This window comes from Fulvimarina fulva, assembly GCF_039652615.1.
Classification (GTDB): Bacteria; Pseudomonadota; Alphaproteobacteria; order Rhizobiales; family Rhizobiaceae; genus Fulvimarina.
The window spans coordinates 1-22875 of the sequence record NZ_JBDJAC010000011.1; the positions used below are offsets into that span (position 1 = coordinate 1).

Genomic DNA, 22875 nt, shown 5'->3' on the forward strand with positions numbered 1-22875 from the left:
GCCGCCATTGCGACCCGGTTCGAGCGATCCACATCATGCCTTCGAAGAAACGGCGGTTGTCATGCGAGGGCCTGCATCCACGCCCGCGCTCCGCAGGCAGGAGGGGCTCGATGATCGCCCAGTTGTCGTCGGATATCCCAATGCGTTCGCCCAAAACTGCCTCCAAATGGCAGCCTTGAATCAACCAAACGGAAATACGTCAACCTTTGTCCACGTGGCCTAATGTAATGCCGAACCAGCGCAAATGCCGCTCGCGATCGGCTACGCCAGATGACGACTGGTGGCTATTCCATGTCGCAGAGCGGAGAAGCCCGCTATGGCCGTGCTCTCGTATCTATCCAGCTATCCAATGGCAGGGATGCGGGCCAGACCCTCATAGACGAGGGCCTTGCCCAGCCTTGGCCGAACAGCGGCAATCCATGGTGCTGATGTTATTTATCAAAAAACACGGAAGCGATCGCGGCCCCTGTGGTGGCGATGATGACAGAGACGGCGGAGATCAAAAGTCACATTCGCGAGATGCTCTACGAAGCATTGGAAGATTCGGCAGATACGAAGATCGTGGGAGCCGGTGAAGCCGGCTGATCTTGAAGCATACCGCGCTCGTGATGTGAGCGGTTGAACTTCGTCACATTTCGTAAGCTGCCGCACCCGCTAGGCTGTTGATCGAGGCTTCGTCTCAACACGTTCGGCAGGAATGTCCGTTTTGCCTGATGGCGAGAATGCGGAATTGACCGCATTGAACAGTTTGGTCGCAGCTACGGCTGTCCCCTTCGGCAAATCAGACGACTTTTTCCATGTATCGAACCGGCGCAGCATTTCTCCCATTACCCTACGCTTATCGAGTTCCCTGTGTCCGTGGCGTTCCACGAGGACAGCCTCAACCCGCTTAGTGATCATGGACGATCCATCCTGCGGGAGATCTTCGGCCTTAATTGCAACCCCGAAGGTAGCGTTCACACATTCTCGATAAAAGTCATCACCAAAAAGGTCTTCGATGGCGTAATCTACTTTCTTGCTCCCTGTAGATTTCCCTAAAAGCAATGTTCTAAACCGATTTTCGGTAGTTTCCGCAAGCTTCGACAGATACAGTTCATCGATCTTCTTCTTAGCCGCATTACCCGCATCATCCGTATCGAGAAGAACTCCGGCATCCCATCCTTGTCCGATCGCGAAACCTGCATACATAGGTGTTTTCGCCGCGCCGTGCGCCGGCCAAAGGTATATTCCTTCCGACAAGCCTTCCTTTCCGTCCGATTTGAGCAGGCCGGAAAGCTTGTGTAGAACGACGGCGTCATCGCCTCCTTCTACGATCAGAACCTGTCGGTTGCTCAGAAGTCCGCTCTGATCCCCGGTAATACCAAGACTCTGCTCTATCACCGCCATCGGGCCGCGTTGTGCGCTGACGACGCCCTTCGTTATCGCGAGGTGATGGTCGCGGCTCTCGACGATTCTCACCCGTTCGGGGTTTGCAAGATCGACCATAGACGCGAGGTGCGTAGTGTACATGATCGTGTTGTTTTCAGAGAGACGTTCGAAAACCTTTAGAAGGTCGCGCTGACCCGAAAAGTGCAAGTGGATTCCCGGCTCTTCAAGCAGTAATACGCAGTTTGCGTACTCGCCCTTCGTGGCATGGGTAAACTTCCATGCGAAGGAGACATACCATCGGAACCCAGTCGATCGACGATGCAGGCGAACGGGCATTCCGATCGCTGAATCTTCTGCAAATATATTCAAGGTCGGGCCATCAATCTCGATCTCGAAACTAACGTCCTTTTGTTGCCATAGATCGCCGAACTGCTTGGTTAGATATCGCGAGGCTGATCGTTTGTCATACGAACGATTTGTTCTTCCCTCACTGCTCTGCCCCTTTTGAAGAAAATCGTCGAGATCAATGTTTGCGAGATCAAGGATGATGAGGATGGTCTGGTCCTCATTGCTTAGGTCATGGCGGTTCCCCGCCTTCCGCAGCCTTTGTTGAAGCTCGTCTAGTTCGACCTGAGCTCCAGACATCTCGTAGTCATGAATATAAACGAATTTGGGGACGTTCGCCTTTGCCCATTCAGTCGCTTTTTCCTCGTCGAGAGCACCGGCGGGAAAATCGTGGACTTTGAAGCCAGTCTGGTGTCCGTAGCTCCTGTACAGAACAATCGTCGCGCTCTCCGGCAAGGCGATTTCCTGGTGGTTTTCTTCGCCATCATTTGCCGCCGCTGCGCTCGCGTAGAGGCTTTCAATCTCCTCGGCTGACTCCAACGCGAATTGGGCTTTACAGACCATTGAGCCTTTCGCGTTGTTTCGGTTCTCCCAATCATCGACCGGCCAGTCCTCGTCGGCCCTATAAAGAGCGCCGGGAATGATGGGGTTTAGGCAATAGAGCGCTTCAAAAAGGTTGCTCTTACCGGCTTCATTCTGACCGACAAACGCCGTTACTTTGTTGGCGTCGATCCAGCCCGAGTCGATAATGTTCCGATAATTCCGAACACTGAAACCCTCGAATCTCATGCCGCCGCCCCCTCTATGTCGCATCCCATGTCGCGTGGAATAGCCGACACTACCGGGAAACCCCTGCAAATCAAGGGAAGTCGCTGCAACATGGATGCGACATGAAACCGGCAAATCGGACTCTGTCAGAAGCACATAAAGCGTTGATTTAGTTGCTGAAATGAAGTGGCTGGGGAACCTGGATTCGAACCAGGACTAACGGAGTCAGAGTCCTCCGCTTCACATTGAAAACATTGCGCTTTTTCTCCAAACGCGGAGAAAAACGACCTTGCGAAATCAAACACTTACAGACGGTTTTCCAACCGCTGAGGATGGTCAAACAGGGCCTCAAAACGAAACCGCCGGCAAGGGGGTCGAGGCCCTTGCCGGCGGCGAATTCGAGACTGCATGTCGCGCCATCTCTGGCAACATTAATAGCCCGGAAATGCCTTGGCTCGCAAGCATTCCGTCAACCGAGAAAAGCGGACGACTTGCCACCGTCGTAGCCTACAAAGGTCGGCTCTACGCAGTCGGTGCCTTCGCCTATCGGGAGGCGTCGGTATGAGCCATCCCATCGAATTGTTTCGAGCTCGCGCGCGGTTGTATCGGTCCTATCCGACTGGCGCATCGATCAAATACGTCCGCGAACACGGCCTCAATACCATCCGCCTTGCTGAGGTTGCCGGTTGCTTCACTGTCATGCGCATCCAGCCGATGGGGGACCGCTTCGAATTCTCGCCGGATGCGAAGACGGTCGCGGCAATCGTCGAAGCCTATGGCTTAGACGGCGAAACGGTCAACGATCTTGTCGCATGGCCACTTGAGCAGCCTTGCCGGGCTTTGACCCTCCTCGGTCGATCGCCTTTCTTGGGCGCTGGCAATGTCTTTTCGGCATCGACTTACGCCTTCGACCAACCGCTCGTCTGCTATCGGACGCCGCTGACGTGGTGGGGCGCTGGCTGCGGTGGTGTCGTCATTCTCGACCCGCTCAACGCGGCTCGCATCCTCCTAGATGCGCCGGGAAAGATCAGCGGCGAAGACGCCGATCATAGCCGCGAGATCGCGGAACTGGTGCGCGGGCTTTTCGATCCGTCGCGGTTCGTCGCGCCCGCCACGAAACGGAGGGCAGCGTGAATTTTGTCCCTGTCTTCTCTAGCCCTGAGGCCAGCGGCGGCGCTTTTGAGGGCGCCTATGATGCCGGTCGGATCAACGAGGAATATGCGCTCGCCGTCATAGGCAAAGACGTGATGATCATCTGGGAGCGCTCGGATGGCGGCGCCGACGAACCGGTAAGGCTGATAACTGTCGGTGCCTTCAAGGCTCTCAGCGCCCATGCCTGGACTACCGTAAAACAGGGTAATGGGAAGGCGAAGCCGGCGACATATGCTGAACGCTGGCTCGCAGATCCAGAACGCCGGATCTATGCCGGCTTGGAATTTGTCCCGAGCGTCGACGGGCGTGGCGGACGCGCGGGGTTTTACAATCTCTGGCGAGGCTATGCCGTACAGCCCTCGCAAGAGGGGTCGTGCGCGATCTTCAAGGATCACCTCTTCGTCAACGTCTGCAACGGCGATGAAGCCCGTTATCGATGGCTCTTCGCTTGGATGGCGCAGATCATGCAGGAACCGCGCAACAAGCCAGGGACGGCCGTTGTGCTTCGTGGTGGCATGGGGGTCGGCAAGACGATCGTCGGGCAGGTGGTCGGTTCCCTCCTCGGCCGTCACTACGTCTATGCCGACGATCCCCGCTATCTCGTCGGAAACTTCAACATACACATGGCAACCTGCCTCTTTCTGCAGGCTGACGAAGCTGTATGGGCGGGCGACAAGCATGCCGAGGGACGGTTGAAAGGTCTCGTGACCTCAACCTCACAGATGATCGAGGCGAAGGGCGTCGATCCGGTCAAGCTCGACAATCATCTTCGCCTACTCATGACCTCCAATTCCGATTGGGTGGTTCCAGCTGGCAAAGACGAGCGACGGTTTGCGATCTTCGAGGTGGCCCCGCACTGCGCGCAACGGCACGAATACTTCGGCGAGTTGCTGGACGAGATCGAGAACGGCGGCCGCGAGCGGCTACTGTATGAGTTGCTCCAGGTAGATTTGTCGGCCGTGAATCTGCGAGACATTCCGAAGACGGAAGCGCTCTTTGAGCAGAAAGTGCATTCGCTCGACCCAATCGAAGCGTGGCTATTCGAGCGACTGCAAGCCGGTACACCGACGCGCAAGCACGAACTGTGGCCTGAGTTCGTGAAAACCTCTGATCTGGTCGACGATTACATCGCCACGGCTGAAAGGGTCGGCATAAGCAGGCGCTCCACGGAAAGCCAGTTCGGAATAAAGCTGAAGAAGCTGATGCCCGCTGCCCGTCCATGCCGGCGCTTGGTGCCTGCCGATGGCGGCGGGACATCCGTAACCAGAGCGACGGGGTACGACCTTCCTGCGCTCCATGAGGCTCGCTCAGCCTTCGAGGAGACCCTGCAGCAACCGATCGAGTGGGGCTCTGACGATCATGGTGGCTGACGTGTCAGACCTTCTGATGGCTCAAGAGCAACGTATGGCTGCGGATTTGTCAACAAATTCAATGGGTAGGCAGACCTGTCAGACGTGTCAGACCTGTTTCGGCATATCTCGTGCGCGCATGCGGGCGCACACGGACCTCACTTGTAGGTATGGAAGGTATGGAAGGTCTGCCAAGGCGCTGATTATGCAGGTCAAATTCGGTGGCAGACGTTCGGGCGAAGTCTGCCAACGCGCTGAAAGATATGGCCGGGGGGGTGTCGAAAGTCTGAGACCCTTCAACCCCCTGAACCGGCACCCCTCTCAGTCGCGGGTTTTTTTCTCACGACTGAGATTTTCGGGCCTAGTGGCATGTATCTAGAAGGTTGAAAGCCCTGCAATACAGGGCATTGCGATTTCTGGCGGCCGAAAACGAAGCATTAAATTTCACAGCGAGGGAAGCAGGAAGATGAGCAGCAACAACAAGCCGGCATTAGACATGAAGGAATACGCCGACGCGGTAGTTTGGCGCGCCTTGAAGATGATGGAAGAGCAGGGCGTTACTTTCGAGGTGATGTTCGACAGGCTGTTGACCGCTTCGGCCGCGCATATCGTTCGGCATTCGGGTTCCGAAGAGGCCGCAAACGCCTTTCGGAGACTTGCGGACAACATCGAGGCAGGGGCTTTGCGCCGGCTTGATCCACACGCGCGCGCGCATTGACGATTGCTTTCCGTCGTTTCTGCTGGTACATGAATGAGACCGATCTCGATCGTCACAGGCGCCATGCCTGGGCGTATTAGACGGCAACCTTCATGCCACCGGCGGCGATGCCGGGACGCGAAGTTCAACGGCCCCTTTGATGGGCTGTCTTCTGTCGTTCCTTGGTGGCTTATGAACTATCTTGCACATTCTCGGGAAACCGGCTTTCTCCGGCTCAAATTCGCGTCCGTCGACGACGATAGCGGCGTCTTCCAAGGCTATGGCGCCATCTTCGGCAACGTGGATTACGGCGGCGATATCATCCAGCCTGGCGCGTTTTCCTCGTCCCTCTCAGAACACAAAGCATCTGGAACGGCACCCGCGATGCTGTGGGCTCATCGTCCTGAAGAGCCTATCGGGCGTTGGGTGAAGCTCACGGAAGACGGGGTCGGTCTTTTCTGCAGCGGTGAGCTCAACCTCGATACAGAGGCAGGGCGACGAGCGCATGCCCACGTCAAAAAGGGCGACGTGACCGGTCTTTCCATTGGCTATCAGATCCCCGATGGCGGCGCGATCGATGCTCGCAGCGGGCGCGGCAAGCTGATCAGCCGCGTCAATCTCTTTGAAGTCAGCATCGTCACCGTTCCGATGAATCCGAAGGCCCGAATCCGCCTTGGAAGCAAAGGCGATCTCGAAAGCCTCTTGGTGAACTCCGGACTATCGAAGGAAGCGGCAAAACGGGTCGCCTATGGCGGTTATCCAGCTCTTACGAAGCAACCCCCTCAACCCGACATTTCGGCCCTCCTCGCGGCCGTCCAGAAGAGCGCGCAGCGCTAAGGAGTGATCATGAACCAGATTCTGCAGCGTAAATCCGTCGATAGTGCCGAACCGGCAAGCGTCGACAATCTCGTCAAGGCTTTCGAGCAGCGGGACGAGAAGCTTCTCGCCGAGATGGCGACGATGGGTCAGAAGATCGGCAATGTCGAAGCCGAGCTTCTCGATATGGGCCAGCGTCTCGCTCGCCGAGGATCGGGAGAGCCCGCTCGTGATCAATCCTGGGGTGAACAGTTCGCGGAATCGGATGCAGTCAAGTCATTTGCGACCGAAACAAGCCGTCCCGGCCGCGTACGCATCGACGTGAAATCGACTCTCACGACTGCAACGGATAGCTCTGGCTCGCTGCAGCCGGCGCCGTTCCGCGATGACGTGGTTATGATGCCGAAACGGCGGCTCACGGTTCGCAATCTCTTGCGGGTAATCGAGATTGTCACCGGTTCGGCGGAATATCCGAAACAGACGGAGCGGACGAACAACGCGGATGTCGTCGCTGAAGGCAATCTGAAGCCTGAGAGCGGATATGCGTTCGAGATGCAGACGGCAACGGCGAAGACCATCGCGCATTGGGTGCCGGCTTCGCGCCAGATCCTCGAGGACGCACCCCAGCTCGCCGGCATCATCGATACCGAACTTCGTCACGGCCTCGAGTTGAAGGAAGAGCAACAGCTTCTCAACGGAAGCGGCGTCGGCCAAAACCTTCTCGGTATGGTAACGCAGGCGACGGCTTATGCGGCTCCGATTCCGGATATCGCAGCGGCGACGATGATCGACACGATCGGCCTCGCCGTTCTGCAGAGCGCGCTTGCCGAGTTTCCCGCGACCGGCATCGTCCTGCATCCGTCCGACTGGATGCGTATCCGCCTCATCAAGGATGGGGACGGCAATTACATCCTCGGTGCGCCTGGCGCGAACGTCCCGCCGGTCCTCTTCGGCCTTCCTGTCGTGGCAACGCAGGCGATGGCGATCGACAAGTTCCTCGTCGGCGATTTCCAGACGGCGGCTACGATCTACGATCGCTGGCAGCCGCGCGTCGAAGTCTCGACCGAGCATGCGGATTTCTTCACCCGCAATATGGTTGCCATTCTCGCAGAGGAGCGCATTGCACTTGCGGTCAAACAGCCGACTGCGCTCACCTATGGCGACTTCGGCAACGTGGCCTAACGCTTAATAGCCATTCCGCGAAATGGCCGGCTCGGTCTGACGAGCCGGCATATGAACAGGTGAGGCATGGTGAGGCGTAGGAAAACACCCAAATCAGCGGATGAACTGGTTCACGCCGTGATCCGCGATAAGATGATCGAGAACGGCCTGTCCAGGCACGAACTTGCCCGCTCGTTTGTCCGGGGCGCTCACGATCTCGAAATGACATCGCTGCCCTGCGAGAAGGAAGCGGCTGCAATCTTCATGCGCGATAAGGCCGATCATCTCCTAACGGGACGAAGTTGGTTCCTCTTTAAGGGTGAGCTCGAGGTGCCGTTTCCAATCGACGCGGCGGAACGCGCCCGTTGCAGTATCGCAACCGATCGCGGCACCTGCGAGGAAGTTGCAATGGATTTGGCTCTCCAACTCATGCGAGTTGGTTGGCCACCAAAAACGATTCTCGGCGCCTTCTTAGCTGTGGGCGGGCAGTTGACGTGTTTAGAGGCCTGAGTTTGTCGCTTCAGCAGCGGAGATCTGCCGCTGCTTCTCCTTCGCCTGAACCCTCCGTCCGTGCCTCCCTAAAGGGATGCCGCAAGAGCGTGCTCGACCTCGCTCTCTTTCGATCGGTTGATGTTGTCAACGAACTTCTTGTACCGAGCGAGGTTCTCGTCTCTGAATGACTCCCGTGCCGGTTTTGGCGCGGTGAGCCGGTCTTTTGAATCACGATTTGAGTTCGAAGATGCATCTGTCGCATCGTGCGTATGATGTTTTGCCACCTGGTTCATCGGCATCTCCCTATTTATAAAGCGCGCTCTTTCTAAGCATGAATCTAGGGTTCAAATCGCTCTGAAAGAAGTGCTTGCGCTTTATCCACACTAATCCCTCGCTCTTCGTTATCACTGCGACATCAATCGGACCACCCACGCTTTCTGATGGTTTGGTCACTTTCTCCTTGAGGGATTCCAGTTGAACCAGCGTTTCAGCCAATTCGGTCATTTCGTCGATGGGCAAAACGCTGAGTACGTTGCGAAGAGGCAGCGCATGGTTAGTGCGTGCGACCTCGAAGAGTCGATGGTCGATACCTTCTCTCGTCTCCTTAAGCGCCTGCTCAATGCCCTGACGATCGGCTGACAAGCCGAAGTTATCGCAAAGAGTATCGGCAAGTTTTTTGTGTTCATCTTCTAATGCCGTCGCTAGACGATAGTAAACTTCGAAACCAAGCCCCGATATAAAGGTATCCGTCATAGAATACTGAGCAAAGCCTTCAATGTGAGACTGTACGTCATGGCTGATAGTTGCAGGCTGCTTGGCCGTGCTCAAGAGATGGCCGCCAACAACAGCGTAGGCATGATATTCTGCCATTGTTGGAAAAATCTCTAAGTCTCCGAAACCTGAAAAAACTAAGCCAGTTTTTCCCATGTATCGTTCTGGATTTCGGAGCGCTACCTTAATACCTATTTTCGCGAGCGCGTTACAATCAACTTGAAATGGAAGTCGTTCTAGCCAGCTTTCGAGCTCTGAAGCGACATTTTCGACCATACCACTAAGTGCATCTTCCTCGATCTCACTTGGAACAAAATATGGAAGATCGTTATTTTCGAGGTCCTTCAAATGATCTTGTATGCCCTCATCAATCAGCAATCGCGCTTCTTCGGCTTCGAGCTTGTTATTCGGTAGTTCGGGCAAGCAGTCTAATGCAGCGCGCGTAGAAGCTCCAATAAGATAAGCACGTTGCTTTGAGTCAGGAAATAAATGACCGTTCTCTGAAAGATATCGAAGAAATTCTTCGGCATAATCAGTTAGATGATTGAAGCTTTTTTCGCCTAGTTCTTTGCGAAACTCCTTTATTACGATTTCCCACGGCACGCCCATAACTTCAGCGCCGTCGAATATCATCAAACCAACTGGATGATGGTCGGAAAATTGAAATATCTTGTTTGCACCCTTGAAATAGCGCTCCTCTCGTTTTCCGCCCTTCCATTGAGTTACGGTGGTAGCGCTATCTGCAGCAAGGACTGCAGCAAACCGGTTCATTATGCATACTTCAGAAGTCATCGTGATCCGCTTCGAATGAGATTCCTTGGGAGGCCAATTTGATACCGACCAGGCATGGTCGAACCATATTCTGAGTTGCGCCGTCTGTCGAACGGAGCCGCAGACAGCACAAACAAACTCTGCATTTGGAAAATGGAGCGGAAAGGTGTCGCTTATTGCGAAGTAAATTAAAATGCTTGGTGTCGGCTTCCGAACAAAAACTTCTTGACTTAGCCCGGCCTCCGCGGCTGGGCGGCTTCACGTAACCCGGCTTCTATTTCAAAAGCCTGCAATATTAGCGCGCGTTAAGCGCTTAGCCTTGGGTGAGGCTGCGCTTGAAAATTGTTAAGGATCGCGTAGGGTGCTCTGCGGAGCGTGAGACCTCCCGACACGGAGCCCGCCAAGGCTTTGCGTGTCAGTCACAGAGCGCAGAACTGATCTCGCCAAAGATACAGCCTGCGAAACGAACGCGGTCGATTTGTTATCGGCGCGCGAACGGCACTTTTATGCCGGGAGTCCGATCGCCATGCAATAGCCCGCGAGGGTAAAAGCGATTGGGCCGTTCTCTGTGACGGTTCTCACACTCCCGGTGCCAGTGCCGACCGCTGGCGAGAAGACGACGCTATTCGCCTCGTCTTCCCGGCCGTGAGAAGCCGGTTCGAGTCACAGAGCAGAACCATGAAACACGATAAGCAGCTGCACAATGCAGCCTTTGAGCACAAGCTCCTCCTCCTTCTGTTGAATAATGCCGATGTCGAGCCCGTCATCTTGAATGACTACGGCTTAAAGGGATCTCGGTTAACGGTGACGGTGCCAAACGAAGTGCTCGGCTATCTCGAACTCGTCGGCAGCGACGAGGAGGACGACGAGGAGCAAGAGTCTGGCTACGGCGACGTTGAAGGAATGCTTCTCGAGGAGAGAGGTGAACCGGCTCTCGGTTGGACCGAGGAATTCGACCAAGAGCTCGCCCGGACAATCGAGGGGGGCGGCTATGGCGATGGTGAAGGCGAGCCATCGCTAGGATGGGCCGAAAACCACGGATGCGGTTTTACCCAGGCACAGGCCGAAGCGGCGCGCGACGATCGCGAGGATGATGTCGATTTCGAAATCGATCACGGCGATCAGCCAGAGCACGACCCGGCTGAGGATGGTGTCGCTGACAGCGATGGAGTTGCCGAGCAATTTGGCGGGATTTGGTTCCACGCTTTCGGTGTAATCGGCAGCACTCTTCATCATGGCGAAGCGATATGACCGCTCCTGAGATCGGTGGCGCATTGCATTAATCGGAAGTCCGCCGGCGAATTCGAGGGTGTCTCTTTAGGATGCCCTCGATTGCAATTCGCCGGGTCGGGTCATTTGCAAAATAAACATCATTCATTGACGGAAGATGGCGATCTTGATAGAGCATTACTCAACGACGGAGGTTGACGTGAAAACTAAGCGAATCAGCGAAATTTGTGAACATTGCGGATTGAATCGTCGCGATATCGAAAACTGGCTCGGGCGCCTGGAATTCCGAACGGAGTTTGCCCCGGTCACTCAAGGGGTCGCTCGGCAGTATACCGTCGAGAACGCACGCGAACTGGCGCTGATCTCTGCATTCGTGCGCGCCGGTGTTGAGCCTCGTTGGGCGGTCGCAAAAGCTGACGCTGTACGGCGCCAGATCCTCAGCACGGGCGGATTGCGTGAATACGTCGTGAGTATGAACGGTGCCGGAAAGGGCATCGCGACCAGCGAGCTGGATGCCGAGAAACTCACGGAAATGCTCGCTGAGCCGGGTTGCCTCCCGGTTCTTTCGATCGTGCACGTCGGCGCGGTCGTGCGTCGTGTGGACGAGCTTTATGCAGACGCCGACGCTGCGGTCGTCGAAGAGCGGATGAAGGTCGATGCCTGAGAAACGTCCCGCTCCTCGGCAGTCGGTTGTGAAGGCGCTTGTTCAGCCTCTCATTGCCGCTGGCTGCGAAATTCGCGGCGTTCGATATCACGAAGACGGTTCGATTGAAGTGATGACGGGCTCGACTGCGGAGCCCACAAATGCCTTCGATCGCTGGCAGGCGGGTCGTGATGCGGGTCCGGCTTAAGGGTATCAACCATATCACGAAGACGCTCGCCGACGGGACCAAGCGCGCCTATTACTACGCTTGGAAGGGCGGACCTCGCCTCGAAGGAGAGCCGGGTTCGCCGGAATTCATCGCGAGCTATGACCGGGCAATTCGCCAGAAAGTCCAGCCAGCGGCCGGAACGGTGGCGCGCATCCTTGCCGCGTATCAGGATAGCGCCGAATGGGCCAAGCTCGCCGATCGCACTCGCAAGGATTACCTGGGCAAGATACTCCTCATTGAAAAGGAATTTGGGAGCTTCCCGCTCGAAGCGCTCAACGATCGCAGGACGCGCGGCATGTTCATGTCGTGGCGCGACAAGCTGGCGAAGGCTTCGCCTCGTCAAGCCGATCTCGCTTGGTCTGTCCTCGCTCGTGTCCTGTCTTGGTCATTCAATCGCGGTCTGGTCGATACCAACCCCTGCAAAGGCGGCGGGCGGCTGTATGACGGTGGCAGTCGCAAGGATCGTGTTTGGACGGATGCCGACGAGGCGGCGTTCCTCGCCGTGGCTGGCGATGGGCTCAAGCTGGCCTTCCTCCTCGCGGTCTATACCGGACAACGGCAGGGCGATCTCCTGCGGCTCCCTTGGAACGCCTATGACGGCCGGACGATACGATTGCGGCAGGGCAAAACCGGCGTTCGCGTGGCGGTCCCTGTTCATTCGACGCTGAGAAGCGCCCTCGACGCCGCCAAGAGGATTTCGCCGATCATTTTGACGGCGCGCGGCGGCGTGCCGTGGACTGCGGACGGCTTTAGGTCGTCTTGGCGCAAGGCCTGCCAGCGGGCCGCGATAGAAGGGCTGACGTTCCACGATCTTCGCGGAACGGCGGTGACGCGGCTTTTCGAAGCGCAATGCACCGATGCAGAGGTAGCGACGATTACCGGCCATTCGCTTTCGGAAGTCCGTTCGATCCTCGATGCGAACTATTTTTCGCGCTCGTCGGCACTGGCTCAAAGCGCGATAGAAAAGCTCGAAACGAGAACGAAAAAATCCAACCGGCTTCCCAACCGGGCGGCTGGGTCATCAGAGGAAAGAGAAAAAGTGTAGTGAAATCAATGGCTGGGGAACCTGGATTCGAACCAGGACTAACGGAGTCAGAGTCCGCTGGTCTACCGTTAACCTATTCCCCAACAGGCCGTCCTGCGGCGTGTGACGGTCGATATATCGTCTCAGGAGCGGGATGGAAACCCTGTAGAGGCGAAAAAATCGATCTCGATATGACTTCACGGGGCGCAGGGCGAAGAAACCGATTTCGGAGGATAGGAGAATGCTGCCTTTTGCGGCCCTCGCGGAACCGGTAATGGACCGTTATGCGATGATTTGGAGGCTTCGTCATGGATGACAGCGAAACAGCCGGGCTGACCGAGGGGCTCGACGGCCTGTGCCGCTGCTCGTGGGCGGGCCACGATGCGCTCTATCAGGCCTATCATGACGAAGAGTGGGGCCGGCCGGTGTCGGACGATCGGCAGCTTTTCGAAAAACTCTGCCTTGAAGGCTTTCAGGCGGGGCTGTCCTGGCTCACAATTCTGAAGAAGCGCGAGGCGTTTCGCGAGGTCTTCCACGGTTTCGAGATCGACCGCGTGGCAGTGATGGGAGAAGCGGATATCGAACGGCTTCTGGGCGATGCCCGGATCATCCGCCATCGCGGCAAGATTTCAGCGGCGATTTCCAATGCTCGTGCGGCACGGGCACTGATCGACGGGGAGGGTTCGCTCGCCGCGTTCCTCTGGTCCTTCGAGCCTTCTGCGAATGAGCGGCCGGAGACCGTCACAATCGACTGGATCCGCGAAAACCCCGTGACGCCAGCCTCAACGCGGCTTTCCAAAGAATTGCGCAAGCGGGGCTTTCGCTTCGTCGGCCCGACGACCTGTTATGCGTTCATGCAGTCCATGGGCTTCGTCAACGATCACATGCCCGGATGCCATGCGCGGCCGGCCTGTGAGGCCGACCGCACGAATTTTGAAAGACCGGTGCGGACGACCTGACCTTCATTGACAGATCTCAGAAACGGTCAGCTCGCTTCTTCGCCGGGCGTCAGCTTGATCAGGCGACCGCCCGCGCCGTCCTCCAGCACCCAGACCGCGCCGTCCGGCCCCTCTTCGACTTCGCGCACGCGATATCCCCAAGAGAAGCGCTCGGCTTCGCTCGCCGAATCGCCCTCGATGTCGACATGGATGAGCGCCTTGGACGACAGGCCGCCGATCAGCGCGTCGCCCTGCCAGTCGGGAAAGGTTTCGCCGTCATAGATCACGAGGCCGGCAGGCGAAATGACCGGAGTCCAGGACGCTTCCGGTGGATTGAAGCCATCACTGGCCGGATCGTGGTCGGGGATCGGAACCCCCGAATAATTGATGCCGTTCGAAGCTTCCGGCCAGCCGTAATTGTCGCCGGGAACGATCAGGTTCAGCTCGTCACCACCGCGCGGGCCCATCTCGTGGGCCCAAAGCCGGTTCTCGCCGTCGAAGGCGATCCCGAGCATGTTGCGGTTGCCGACGGTCCAGAACTGTGCGGCGATGCCGCCTTCATCCGCGAAGGGATTGTCGTCAGGCACCGACCCATCGAGATTGAGCCGGACGATCTTGCCGAGATTCTTGTCCATGTCCTGGGCGGGGGTCTGCTTCTGGCGGTCGCCAGAGGTGACGAACATGGTGCCTTCCTGATCCGAGCCCTCCGGCCCGAAGGCGATCCGGTGGGAATAATGCCCCTGACCGGGAACATGCGGCTCCTGTTCCCAGATCTTCGTGATGTTCGCGAGGCGCGGTGTACCGCCCGAGCGGTCGAGTTCGGCGCGCACGAGGGCGGCGCCGAAGGTCTGGCCGTCGTCGAGGCTCTCGGCATAAGAGATGTAGATTTCGTTCGACTGCTCGAAGTCGGGCGCGGTCACCACGTCGCCGAGCCCACCCTGTCCGCCATAGGCGACCTCGAACATGCCTTCGACTTCGGTCTTTTCGCCGTCCGGCGAGACATGCTGCAGCGTTCCGCCGCGTTCGGTGACAAGCATGGACCCGTCAGGCAGGAAGGTCATCGCCCAGGGTTCGTCGAAATCGGTCAGCGGCTGGCCGGTGAGCGCCGTACCGTTGCTCCCCTCGATGCTCAGCGTGTCCTGCGCGAGGGCAGGGGAGGCCGCGAGCGCGGTGCTGGCGAGAAGGGCGGCGGCCGTCGAAAGGCCGATCCTGTCGATTCGTTTCATGATGTGAACCTCGATAAGACAATCATTGGCTTGTTACTTCGAGGTAGTGTCTGCGGCCCTTCAATGGACCCCGTTCGCCCATTCACATTGACGCAGTCCCGTTCACGCTTCGAACAGCGCGACGTGATGCTGGAAGGCGCGACCGACCGGTTTGGGTTGGCCGACAGACCCACGGGCGTCGACCTAGCCGGCCGGCGCCTGAGTCCTGATCCCGCCCTTCGCGAGGGCGCGCAGATCGAAATCGGCGGCCTCGATATCCGCTCGGGAGGGGCTTTTCTCAAGGGCGAGAAGTTTGCGGGCCGCCATGTGCGGGCCGGGCTGGTTGACGGTTTCCACCGACACGAGCCGGCCCTCGTAAAATCCGAGGACGGTCTCCGCCTCGCCGATCACGTGCCAGCTGTCGGCCTGTGCGGTCAGGCCGGCGATTTGCAGCTTGAGGGAGCCCTGATCGCTCCAGAACCACGGAACGGCCCAGTATCCGCCATCCGCCTTGCCGGTCAGCCGTTTGGCGAGATGGCGGGCCTGATCCGTTGCGGCCTGAACCGATTCCAGCCGCTGATGAACGCCCGACGGTCCCGGAACCGCCGCGCAATCGCCGATCGCCGAAATGGCGGGGTCCTCGGTGCCAAGCCCTTCGTCGACGAGGATGCCATTCGCGACGGCAAGTCCACTCTCGGCCGCAAGCTCCACATTCGGCCGCACGCCCGTTGCGACCAGAACCAGATCGCCGACGATCTCTGAGCCATCGGCTAGGATCACGGTGTCGGCCGCGCGATCTTTTGGCGCGAGGATCTTCGCGGCCGGTGCGTCGAGGAGAACCGTCGTTCCGCAGGCCCGGTGATGGTCGAGAAACCGTTTTGAAATCGTTGGGGAGACCGCGCGGGCCATCAGCCGCGATCCGGCCTCGATCACCGTCGTCGAAACGCCCGCAGCCTCGGCCATCGCGGCAAATTCCAGCCCGATGAAGCCCCCGCCGACGACGATGGCGCGTTTCGCCTTTTCAAGCCGTCCACGAATATCCATCGCATGGGCAAGACTGCGCAATTCGACGACGCTGGCATGATCGGCGCCCTCGATTGGCGGGCGAACGTTTCGAGCGCCGGTCGCGAGTACCAGATGATCGTAGCCGAGCTGCTCGCCACTCTCGAGATCGATTGATCGTACATTCCTGTCGATGGAAGCAACACGCGTGCTTTCGCGCCGGTCGATCGCGTTCTTCTGAAAGAAGCTTTCCGGCTTGAGAATCAGCCGGTCCGGGTCGCCATCCTTCATATAGGCCTTGGAGAGCGGTGGGCGTTGATAGGGAAGGCCCGGCTCATCCCCGATCATCGTGATCGATCCCTGATGCCCTTCCTGACGCAGGCTTCCGGCGAGCTGGACGGCGGCCTGTCCGGCGCCGACGATGACGATCCGATCCTGCATTTAAGAGATTACTCCGTAGTCTGGAACGATGCGACCTGAGAGGCGCGGGATGGTCCCGATCCCGCAAAGCAGGCCGCTCGTCTTCGCGATGTGATCGGGAGCGCGGCGTGAATGATGGCGTCTGCTATCAGCGTATACGACGATGATTCCCGCCATGGTTGATTTTCTCCCATCCGGCGTGTTTTGCCATCGCTTTCGTTCAGGTGAAAGTCCCGCCGGACAAAATTCTCGATCATGGGTCGGTCAGGCAGCCAAGCCGCCGCGCCGGGCTTCGATGATCGCTTCGGCAAAGGCCTTCAGATCGGGAAGCAGCGCCGTCGTCGGCCGGAAGGCGAGCACCACGCGGCGGAAGGGGGCGGGGTCCTGAAACGGCAGGATCGCGATGCCGCCGCCGCGCGTCTCGTCGCTCACGGCGAGCCGGGGGATGAGGGTCGCGCCGAGCCCGCCTGCCACCATGCGCAGGATCGTCGCAAGGCTCGTTGCGCCAAGGGCTGCAAGTTCGTGGTCGCCGGCGAGCCGGCACACATCGAGCGCGTGGGAGCGGAGGCAGTGGCCTTCTTCGAGAAGAATAATCCGTTCCTTGCCGAGAAGGGCTGGCGGAAACGGGTCCGGAAGGCGGTCGGCGATGGCGGCGGGGGCTGCAAGCAGAAAGGGATCGTCGAAGAGCGCAAGCGTGTCGAGCCCGGGTTCCTCCAGCGGCAGGGCGACGATCGCGCAATCGATCTCGCCGCGATTGAGGTCGGTGAGCAGTCGGCTGGTCATGCTCTCGCGCACCTCGCAATCGAGGTCGGGATAGTGCTCGGCAAGATGCGCAAGAAGGTGCGGCAGGAGATAGGGCGCGACGGTGGCGATCATTCCCACCCGCAACCTTCCCGACAGGGTTGCCTTGCCGCGTGCCGCAATGCCTTCGAGATCGTGGACCTCTGAGAGAATGCGCTTGACGCGAGCGCTCACGAGTTCGCCATCGGCCGTCAGCACGAGGCCGCTCGACATGCGCAGGAACAGCGTCATTCCGAAGAAGGCCTCCATTTGCGCGATCTGCGCCGACAGGGCCGGCTGACTGATGTGAAGGGTCTTCGCAGCGCGGCCGAAATGCAGCGTGTTGGCGAGGGTCTCGAAGTAGCGGATCTGGCGAAGGGTCAGCATGCCGATAAGATAATCCTATAGTGGAGGCTATAAAATACGATTAGCCCTTATCGGTAGCGCCAGCCATACTGGAATTCGAACAATTTCAGCCGGCGGGCAGCAAGGCCCGCGACCGGCGACAAAGAGGGAGGCCAGAATGGCTGATCGCAACACCTTGAGAACCTCGGCCGGCGCGCCGTGGCCGAACAACCAGGATTCGCTGTCGGCCGGCGAACGGGGGCCGCTTCTCCTGCAGGACTACCAGCTGATCGAGAAGCTCGCCCACCAGAACCGCGAGCGCATCCCCGAGCGTACCGTCCACGCCAAGGGCTGGGGCGCCCATGGCAAGCTGGTGATCACCGAGGATATCTCGAAATACACCAAGGCCCAGTGCCTGCAGAAGGGTGTCGAGACGCCGATGCTGGCGCGCTTTTCCACCGTTGCCGGCGAGGCCGGCGCGGCCGACCACGAGCGCGACGTGCGCGGCTTCTCGCTGAAGTTCTACACCGAGGAAGGCAACTGGGACCTCGTCGGCAACAACACGCCGGTGTTCTTCGTCCGCGACCCGTACAAATTCCCGGACTTCATCCACACCCAGAAGCGTCATCCCAAGACCAATATGCGTTCGCCGACGGCGATGTTCGACTTCTGGTCGCTCTCCCCGGAAGCGCTTCATCAGGTGACGGTCCTGATGTCGGATCGCGGCCTGCCGCAGTCCCCCATGCACATGAACGGCTATGGTTCGCACACCTTCTCCCTGTGGAACGACGCCGGCGAGCGCTATTGGGTGAAGTTCCACTTCAAGAGCCAGCAGGGCCACGACTTCTTCACCAATGAGGAAGCCGAGAAGGTCATCGGCAAGACCCGTGAGGGCTATCAGGAGCGCCTGTTCAACACGATCGAGGAGGGCAAGTATCCGCGCTGGAAATTCCAGATCCAGATCATGCCGGAACTCGACGCCGAGACATGCGATTTCAACCCGTTCGACCTGACCAAGGTCTGGCCGCACGACCAGTTCCCGATGATCGATGTGGGCTATTTCGAACTGAACCGGAACGCCGACAACTATTTCGCCGAGATCGAGAACGCGGCCTTCTCGCCGTCGAACATCGTTCCGGGCATCTCCTTCTCGCCCGACAAGATGTTGCAGGCCCGCGTCTTCTCCTATGCGGACGCCCATCGCTATCGCCTCGGCACCCATTACGAGACGATCCCGGTGAACCGGCCGCGCATGGAGGTGCACAACTACCACAAGGACGGCACGATGAACGTCTTTGGCGGTGTACGCACGGGCAACGAAAACGCCTATTACGAGCCGAATTCCTATGCGGATCAGGGCGCGGCGGTCGAGGATCGCAGCGCGCAGGAACCGCCGCTGAGGATTTCGGGCGATGCGGCGCGCTATGACCACCGCGTCGGCTATGACGACTACAGCCAGGTTCGTGCGCTCGTCATGAAGGTGATGGACGACGCCCAGCGTCAGCGCCTCTACAAGAACATGGGCGGTGCCATGGCGGGTATCCCGAGCGAGATCGCCGAGCGTTGGTTCGGTCACCTCAAGGAGGTTCATCCGGACTACGAGGCCGGCGTCCGCGCTGCCTGGAACGAGGCCAATGCGGCGGACGAGTACATGGCGAACTCGCACCCGGTGACCGACGATACGCCGCAGCAGACCTCCGGCGACAATGCCGGCGACCGTCCGCAGGCCGCCGAGTAAGACCGACGGGCCTTTGAAACCACCGGTTTCATAAGGCCGTCGGGAGCCCGAGCGGCGTCTGAGCCCTTCGCTGGACGAGAATTGACCGAAGGATCAATTCATTGTCCAGCGGTAAAAGACCGACGGGCCTTTGAAACCAACGGTTTCATGGGACCATCGCGAGCGACGGGCACACCGAAAAAGGGCCGGGGCAAACATGCCTCGGCCCTTTTCCATGTCGTGGGCTTGAAGCCTCTGCCAGGGGTTTGGTGCCCGGCTTACTTCTTCTTCGGAGCCGCTTCCATCTTGGCGGTCATCGCCTGTTTCAGCGCCGCGCTGAGGGCGTCGAACGGCTTGGCGTGGGAGCCTTCGCCGGGTCGCTGGGCGAGGAAATCGTAGATATGCGGTACGAGATCGACGGCTTGGTCCAGCGTCTGGTCGGAGCCGCGCTGATAGCCGCCGAGAAGGCGCAGGTCCCGCGTGTCCTCGAAGCGCGATGTCATCGCGCGCAGGCGGGTGACAAGCTCGCGCTCGCTGCCCTGCCAGGCCTTGTCGGCAAGGCGCGAAATCGATTTCAGGAAGTCGACCGCCGGGAACCGGCCCTGTTCGGCGATCTCGCGGTCCAGCACGATATGGCCGTCCAGTGTGCCGCGAATGGCGTCGGCGACCGGATCGTTATGGTCGTCGCCATCCACCAGAACGGCGTAGAGGCCCGTGATGGTGCCGGAGCCTTCAAGGCCGGTGCCGGCCCGCTCCAGAAGCAGCGGCAGTTCGGAAAAGACGCTCGGCGGATAGCCGCGCGAGACCGGCGGCTCGCCGGCCGAAAGGGCGACGTCGCGGGCCGCATGGGCATAGCGCGTCACCGAGTCGACGATGAGAAGGACATGATCGCCCTGATCGCGGAAATGTTCCGCAACGGCCGTTGCCGTGCGCGGCGCCAGACGGCGCATCATCGGGCTTTCATCGCCGGTCGCAACGACGGTGACCACCTTGTCCAGCTGGCCTTCCATCACCTCTTCCAGGAATTCGCGAACTTCGCGACCGCGCTCGCCGACGAGTGCGACCACCACCGTGTCGAACCCCTTGGCCTGGGAGAGCATGCCCATCAGCGTCGACTTGCCGACGCCGGACCCTGCGAAGATGCCGAGACGCTGGCCCTTGACCAGCGGCGTGAAGATATCGACCACGGAAACGCCCGTGGGTACGGGCTCCGAAAGCCGCGCGCGCTTCAGCGCGGACAGCGGCTGCGCGTCCACCGGACGCTTCTCCTCGCCCTGGAGGATCGGACCCTTGTCGTCCTGCGGGCGGCAGAACGCATCGAGCACGCGGCCGCGCCAGCTCGCATCCGGTGTGATGGAGAACGGACCGATCTTCATGGCGCTTGCGCCGACGCCGCGATTGAAGCGGTTGGTATAGGGTTTGACCGTCAGGCTGTCGGCGTCGATGCGCACCACCTCGCCCAGTTCCTCGCTCTCCTCGCCGGGACAGGAGATGCAGTCGCCGAGCCGGACGAAAGGCGACAGGCCCGCGACCCGGAACGACTGGGGCGCGACATCGACGACCTTGCCGGAAATGTCGATCAGGGGCGCCGAGAGGGCCCTCAGGACTTCACTATGGTTTTCCATCAGCCGGTTCCGAGTTCCTTGATCGCCGTGGAGAGGGACCTGTCATTGGACTGGACGACATTCGCCGCGCTCTCGAAGGCGCGCTGGATGGCGATCAGCCGGGTCATTTCCTGCACGGGATTGACGTTCGCCTCCTCGACATAGCCCTGGACGACACTGTCTGAGAGAAATTCGACGACCGGCACGCCGGGTACGTCCGAGATGACGCCCGAGGTATCGGCCCTTGTTGTGTTTGCGCCCTGGGGTATGCGGAAGAGGCCGATCGCGGCCACCTGCTCGCCGTTCTGATGGATCATGCCATCGCCGCCGATGGTGAGCGGCCCGCCTGCCGGATCGATCTGGAGCGGCTGTCCGCCGACATCGAGAAGCGGGCGTCCGTTCACCGTCTGCACCATGCCTTCGGCCGTGATCTGCATGCGGCCGTCGCGGGTGTAGACCATGCCGTTATCGCCCTGATAGGCGAAGAAGGCCTCGCCCCTGACGGCGACATCCAGGGGATTGCCGGTCTGGGTGAGCGCGCCGCTCTTGTTGGACAGGTAGGTCTGGCCCTCGGTCACAAAGGCGACGGGATCAGGTCCTGTGCGAGACAGCAGCTCCTCGAACCGGACCTCTTCGGCGCGAAAGCCGACGGTGCGGGCATTGGCGATGTTGTTCGCCAGCGTCTCGAGACGCTTTTCCATCGCGATCTGGCCGGACAGGGCGACCGGAAGAGAGGTTTCCATGCGTCTTCCTAGGAAAGAGGATTGAGGTGTGGCCGAAGGGTCATGAACATGTCGCCATTCGTGTCGGAGTTCGTGAGAGCGAAATGCGATAGGTCGAAGTCGACATTCAGCTTTAAGTCTTTGTTTTTCCCCATGATGCTATCCGAAATGCCATGCGGCTTCTCGGTTGGCGTCATGGTTCGGGACCTTATCGGGACCGCAGATGTCTGTCGGAGACCGTCAGGCGGCAGGCTCTGGGTCGCCGTCACCCAGACAATGCGCCGGACACCCTTGTGTCAGCCTTTCAGGCCGAGGGAGATTTCGCTTCAAATGCGAGCTATCGGCAGGCAAGGCTCCGCACTTCAAGCTCCGCACAAGCGGCTGTCCGTACCGCTTGATCCTGTCAACCGCTTGGGATTTTGGGTGCAATGGGTATTATTATCGGTATGGTCGTCGTGCTGGGCTGCCTTCTGGGCGGCTTCGTCGCGATGGGTGGCCATCTGGACGTTCTCGTCCAGCCCTTCGAATACGTGATCATCTGCGGATCCTCGTTCGGCACCTTCCTCGTCGCCAACCCTCCCAAGGTCATCAAGGACTGCGGAAAGGCGATCGGCGAGGCATTCAAGAACGCCGTTCCCAAGCAGAAGGATTATCTCGAAGTCCTCGGCCTGCTGCATGCGCTGATGCGCGAGATGCGGTCGAAGTCCCGTTCCGAGGTCGAGGCCCATGTTGATGCTCCCGAGGAATCGACCATCTTCCAGGCCTATCCCACGATCCTGAAGGACAAGCAGAAGGTCGCCTTCATCTGCGACTATGTCCGGCTCATCATCGTCGGTTCGGCGCGCAGCCACGAGATCGAGGCGCTCATGGAAGAAGAGATCGAGACGATCACGCACGACGCGATGAAGCCGAAGGCCGCCCTTCAGGACGTTGCCGACGGTCTGCCGGCGCTTGGCATCGTTGCCGCCGTTCTCGGCGTCATCAAGGCGATGGGCGCCCTCGACCAGTCTCCGGAAATTCTCGGCGGCCTGATCGCGGCGGCGCTCGTCGGCACCTTCGCGGGCGTCTTTGCCTCCTATGGAGTCATGGGACCGATCGCATCCAAGGTGAAAGCCGTGCGGGAGAAGAAGTGCCGGACCTATGTGGTGATCAAGTCGACGCTGATCGCTTACATGAACGGCGCCATGCCCCAGATCGCGATCGAATACGGTCGCAAGACGATCTCGGCCTACGACCGCCCGACCATCGACCAGGTGGAAGCCGAGACGATCGGTGGCGGAGCGGCTGCGTGATCGAAGCGTCCGTTTCGAAGGATCACCGGCCCAA

The 22875-nt window shown here is 59.3% G+C and carries 21 protein-coding genes and 1 tRNA gene; 13 read left to right on the plus strand and 9 right to left on the minus strand.

Annotated features, from left to right (window positions below; translation table 11 throughout):
• The coding region (locus ABDX79_RS14680) for a transposase (protein WP_346221054.1) at nt 1–184 on the minus strand (184 nt) is incomplete at its 3' end.
• Between the two features lie 107 nt (nt 185–291).
• Here ABDX79_RS14680 and ABDX79_RS14685 point away from each other — a divergent pair.
• Nucleotides 292–429 (plus strand): hypothetical protein, encoded by a 138-nt coding sequence (locus tag ABDX79_RS14685; RefSeq protein ID WP_346221055.1) that lies wholly within the window; start codon nt 292–294, stop codon nt 427–429.
• 225 nt (nt 430–654) lie between these two features.
• Here ABDX79_RS14685 and ABDX79_RS14690 read toward each other — a convergent pair whose 3' ends face one another.
• The gene (locus tag ABDX79_RS14690) at nt 655–2502 is read right to left on the minus strand and encodes an ATP-dependent nuclease (RefSeq protein ID WP_346221056.1); all 1848 of its coding nucleotides are present in this window, start codon (nt 2500–2502) and stop codon (nt 655–657) included.
• Nucleotides 2503–3042: 540 nt separating this feature from the next.
• On the opposite strand from ABDX79_RS14690, the gene ABDX79_RS14695 reads away from it, so the two are divergent.
• From ABDX79_RS14695 to ABDX79_RS14720, 6 genes are all read left to right on the plus strand, one after another.
• Entirely contained in the window at nt 3043–3615 is a 573-nt protein-coding gene (locus ABDX79_RS14695; protein ID WP_346221057.1) for a hypothetical protein, read from the plus strand.
• Nucleotides 3616–4085: 470 nt separating this feature from the next.
• Nucleotides 4086–5003 carry a primase-helicase family protein gene (locus ABDX79_RS14700; RefSeq protein ID WP_346221058.1) on the plus strand — a complete coding sequence of 306 codons (918 nt, stop codon included), beginning with the start codon at nt 4086–4088 and terminating at the stop codon, nt 5001–5003.
• A 445-nt stretch (nt 5004–5448) separates the two neighbouring features.
• Entirely contained in the window at nt 5449–5700 is a 252-nt protein-coding gene (locus ABDX79_RS14705) for a hypothetical protein (RefSeq protein WP_346221059.1), read from the plus strand.
• 171 nt (nt 5701–5871) lie between these two features.
• Nucleotides 5872–6516 carry an HK97 family phage prohead protease gene (locus tag ABDX79_RS14710; RefSeq protein WP_346221060.1) on the plus strand — a complete coding sequence of 215 codons (645 nt, stop codon included), beginning with the start codon at nt 5872–5874 and terminating at the stop codon, nt 6514–6516.
• Between the two features lie 9 nt (nt 6517–6525).
• Nucleotides 6526–7677, plus strand: a complete 1152-nt coding sequence (locus ABDX79_RS14715) for a phage major capsid protein (RefSeq protein ID WP_346221061.1) — start codon at nt 6526–6528, stop codon at nt 7675–7677.
• 117 nt (nt 7678–7794) lie between these two features.
• Nucleotides 7795–8166, plus strand: a complete 372-nt coding sequence (locus ABDX79_RS14720; RefSeq protein ID WP_346221062.1) for a hypothetical protein — start codon at nt 7795–7797, stop codon at nt 8164–8166.
• 285 nt (nt 8167–8451) lie between these two features.
• Here the strand turns inward: ABDX79_RS14720 and ABDX79_RS14725 are convergent, their stop codons facing one another.
• Complete coding sequence (locus ABDX79_RS14725) at nt 8452–9690, minus strand: hypothetical protein (protein WP_346221063.1); 1239 nt, start codon at nt 9688–9690, stop codon at nt 8452–8454.
• Nucleotides 9691–10368: 678 nt separating this feature from the next.
• On the opposite strand from ABDX79_RS14725, the gene ABDX79_RS14730 reads away from it, so the two are divergent.
• The 3 genes from ABDX79_RS14730 (at nt 10369) to ABDX79_RS14740 (ending at nt 12837) form a co-directional block, all read left to right on the plus strand.
• Nucleotides 10369–10941 carry a hypothetical protein gene (locus ABDX79_RS14730; protein WP_346221064.1) on the plus strand — a complete coding sequence of 191 codons (573 nt, stop codon included), beginning with the start codon at nt 10369–10371 and terminating at the stop codon, nt 10939–10941.
• A gap of 178 nt (nt 10942–11119) precedes the next feature.
• Nucleotides 11120–11584, plus strand: coding sequence for a hypothetical protein (locus ABDX79_RS14735; protein ID WP_346221065.1), 465 nt, complete (start codon nt 11120–11122; stop codon nt 11582–11584).
• A 140-nt stretch (nt 11585–11724) separates the two neighbouring features.
• Nucleotides 11725–12837 carry a tyrosine-type recombinase/integrase gene (locus ABDX79_RS14740; RefSeq protein WP_346221066.1) on the plus strand — a complete coding sequence of 371 codons (1113 nt, stop codon included), beginning with the start codon at nt 11725–11727 and terminating at the stop codon, nt 12835–12837.
• Nucleotides 12838–12846: 9 nt separating this feature from the next.
• Here the strand turns inward: ABDX79_RS14740 and ABDX79_RS14745 are convergent.
• A tRNA-Gln gene (locus ABDX79_RS14745) sits at nt 12847–12920 on the minus strand.
• Nucleotides 12921–13124: 204 nt separating this feature from the next.
• Between ABDX79_RS14745 and ABDX79_RS14750 the strand changes: the two genes are divergently transcribed.
• Nucleotides 13125–13775: a DNA-3-methyladenine glycosylase I gene (locus tag ABDX79_RS14750; RefSeq protein ID WP_346221067.1), complete on the plus strand. Its 651-nt coding sequence runs from the start codon at nt 13125–13127 to the stop codon at nt 13773–13775.
• Between the two features lie 26 nt (nt 13776–13801).
• On the opposite strand, the gene ABDX79_RS14755 is transcribed toward ABDX79_RS14750, so the two are convergent.
• The 3 genes from ABDX79_RS14755 to ABDX79_RS14765 all read right to left on the minus strand — a co-directional run bounded on the left by ABDX79_RS14755 (nt 13802) and on the right by ABDX79_RS14765 (nt 17548).
• Nucleotides 13802–14980: a PQQ-dependent sugar dehydrogenase gene (locus tag ABDX79_RS14755; protein ID WP_346221068.1), complete on the minus strand. Its 1179-nt coding sequence runs from the start codon at nt 14978–14980 to the stop codon at nt 13802–13804.
• Between the two features lie 183 nt (nt 14981–15163).
• Complete coding sequence (locus ABDX79_RS14760; protein WP_346221069.1) at nt 15164–16402, minus strand: NAD(P)/FAD-dependent oxidoreductase; 1239 nt, start codon at nt 16400–16402, stop codon at nt 15164–15166.
• Between the two features lie 243 nt (nt 16403–16645).
• Nucleotides 16646–17548: a hydrogen peroxide-inducible genes activator gene (locus ABDX79_RS14765; RefSeq protein WP_346221070.1), complete on the minus strand. Its 903-nt coding sequence runs from the start codon at nt 17546–17548 to the stop codon at nt 16646–16648.
• A gap of 136 nt (nt 17549–17684) precedes the next feature.
• On the opposite strand from ABDX79_RS14765, the gene ABDX79_RS14770 reads away from it, so the two are divergent.
• Nucleotides 17685–19244 (plus strand): catalase, encoded by a 1560-nt coding sequence (locus ABDX79_RS14770; RefSeq protein WP_346221071.1) that lies wholly within the window; start codon nt 17685–17687, stop codon nt 19242–19244.
• A 257-nt stretch (nt 19245–19501) separates the two neighbouring features.
• On the opposite strand, the gene fliI is transcribed toward ABDX79_RS14770, so the two are convergent.
• Both fliI and flgF read right to left on the minus strand, forming a co-directional pair.
• On the minus strand, nt 19502–20848 hold the full coding sequence (gene fliI, locus ABDX79_RS14775; RefSeq protein WP_346221072.1) for a flagellar protein export ATPase FliI: 1347 nt from the start codon (nt 20846–20848) through the stop codon (nt 19502–19504).
• Nucleotides 20848–21570 (minus strand): flagellar basal-body rod protein FlgF, encoded by a 723-nt coding sequence (gene flgF / locus ABDX79_RS14780; protein WP_346221073.1) that lies wholly within the window; start codon nt 21568–21570, stop codon nt 20848–20850. The genes fliI and flgF overlap by 1 nt, the downstream gene beginning before the upstream one ends.
• Before the next feature lie 407 nt (nt 21571–21977).
• On the opposite strand from flgF, the gene motA reads away from it, so the two are divergent.
• Nucleotides 21978–22841, plus strand: coding sequence for a flagellar motor stator protein MotA (motA, locus tag ABDX79_RS14785; RefSeq protein WP_346221074.1), 864 nt, complete (start codon nt 21978–21980; stop codon nt 22839–22841).
• Nucleotides 22842–22875: the final 34 nt, after the last annotated feature.

Coding starts and splice junctions, on each gene's coding strand:
- motA (WP_346221074.1), top strand. CDS start 21,978: ATGGGTATTATTATCGGTATGGTCGTCGTGCTGGGCTGCCTTCTGGGC.
- ABDX79_RS14685 (WP_346221055.1), top strand. CDS start 292: ATGTCGCAGAGCGGAGAAGCCCGCTATGGCCGTGCTCTCGTATCTATC.
- ABDX79_RS14760 (WP_346221069.1), bottom strand. CDS start 16,402: ATGCAGGATCGGATCGTCATCGTCGGCGCCGGACAGGCCGCCGTCCAG.
- ABDX79_RS14725 (WP_346221063.1), bottom strand. CDS start 9,690: ATGAACCGGTTTGCTGCAGTCCTTGCTGCAGATAGCGCTACCACCGTA.
- fliI (WP_346221072.1), bottom strand. CDS start 20,848: ATGGAAAACCATAGTGAAGTCCTGAGGGCCCTCTCGGCGCCCCTGATC.
- ABDX79_RS14770 (WP_346221071.1), top strand. CDS start 17,685: ATGGCTGATCGCAACACCTTGAGAACCTCGGCCGGCGCGCCGTGGCCG.
- ABDX79_RS14695 (WP_346221057.1), top strand. CDS start 3,043: ATGAGCCATCCCATCGAATTGTTTCGAGCTCGCGCGCGGTTGTATCGG.
- ABDX79_RS14690 (WP_346221056.1), bottom strand. CDS start 2,502: ATGAGATTCGAGGGTTTCAGTGTTCGGAATTATCGGAACATTATCGAC.
- ABDX79_RS14710 (WP_346221060.1), top strand. CDS start 5,872: ATGAACTATCTTGCACATTCTCGGGAAACCGGCTTTCTCCGGCTCAAA.
- ABDX79_RS14755 (WP_346221068.1), bottom strand. CDS start 14,980: ATGAAACGAATCGACAGGATCGGCCTTTCGACGGCCGCCGCCCTTCTC.
- ABDX79_RS14705 (WP_346221059.1), top strand. CDS start 5,449: ATGAGCAGCAACAACAAGCCGGCATTAGACATGAAGGAATACGCCGAC.
- ABDX79_RS14750 (WP_346221067.1), top strand. CDS start 13,125: ATGGATGACAGCGAAACAGCCGGGCTGACCGAGGGGCTCGACGGCCTG.
- ABDX79_RS14765 (WP_346221070.1), bottom strand. CDS start 17,548: ATGCTGACCCTTCGCCAGATCCGCTACTTCGAGACCCTCGCCAACACG.
- ABDX79_RS14715 (WP_346221061.1), top strand. CDS start 6,526: ATGAACCAGATTCTGCAGCGTAAATCCGTCGATAGTGCCGAACCGGCA.
- ABDX79_RS14740 (WP_346221066.1), top strand. CDS start 11,725: ATGCCTTCGATCGCTGGCAGGCGGGTCGTGATGCGGGTCCGGCTTAAG.
- flgF (WP_346221073.1), bottom strand. CDS start 21,570: ATGGAAACCTCTCTTCCGGTCGCCCTGTCCGGCCAGATCGCGATGGAA.
- ABDX79_RS14700 (WP_346221058.1), top strand. CDS start 4,086: ATGGCGCAGATCATGCAGGAACCGCGCAACAAGCCAGGGACGGCCGTT.
- ABDX79_RS14730 (WP_346221064.1), top strand. CDS start 10,369: ATGAAACACGATAAGCAGCTGCACAATGCAGCCTTTGAGCACAAGCTC.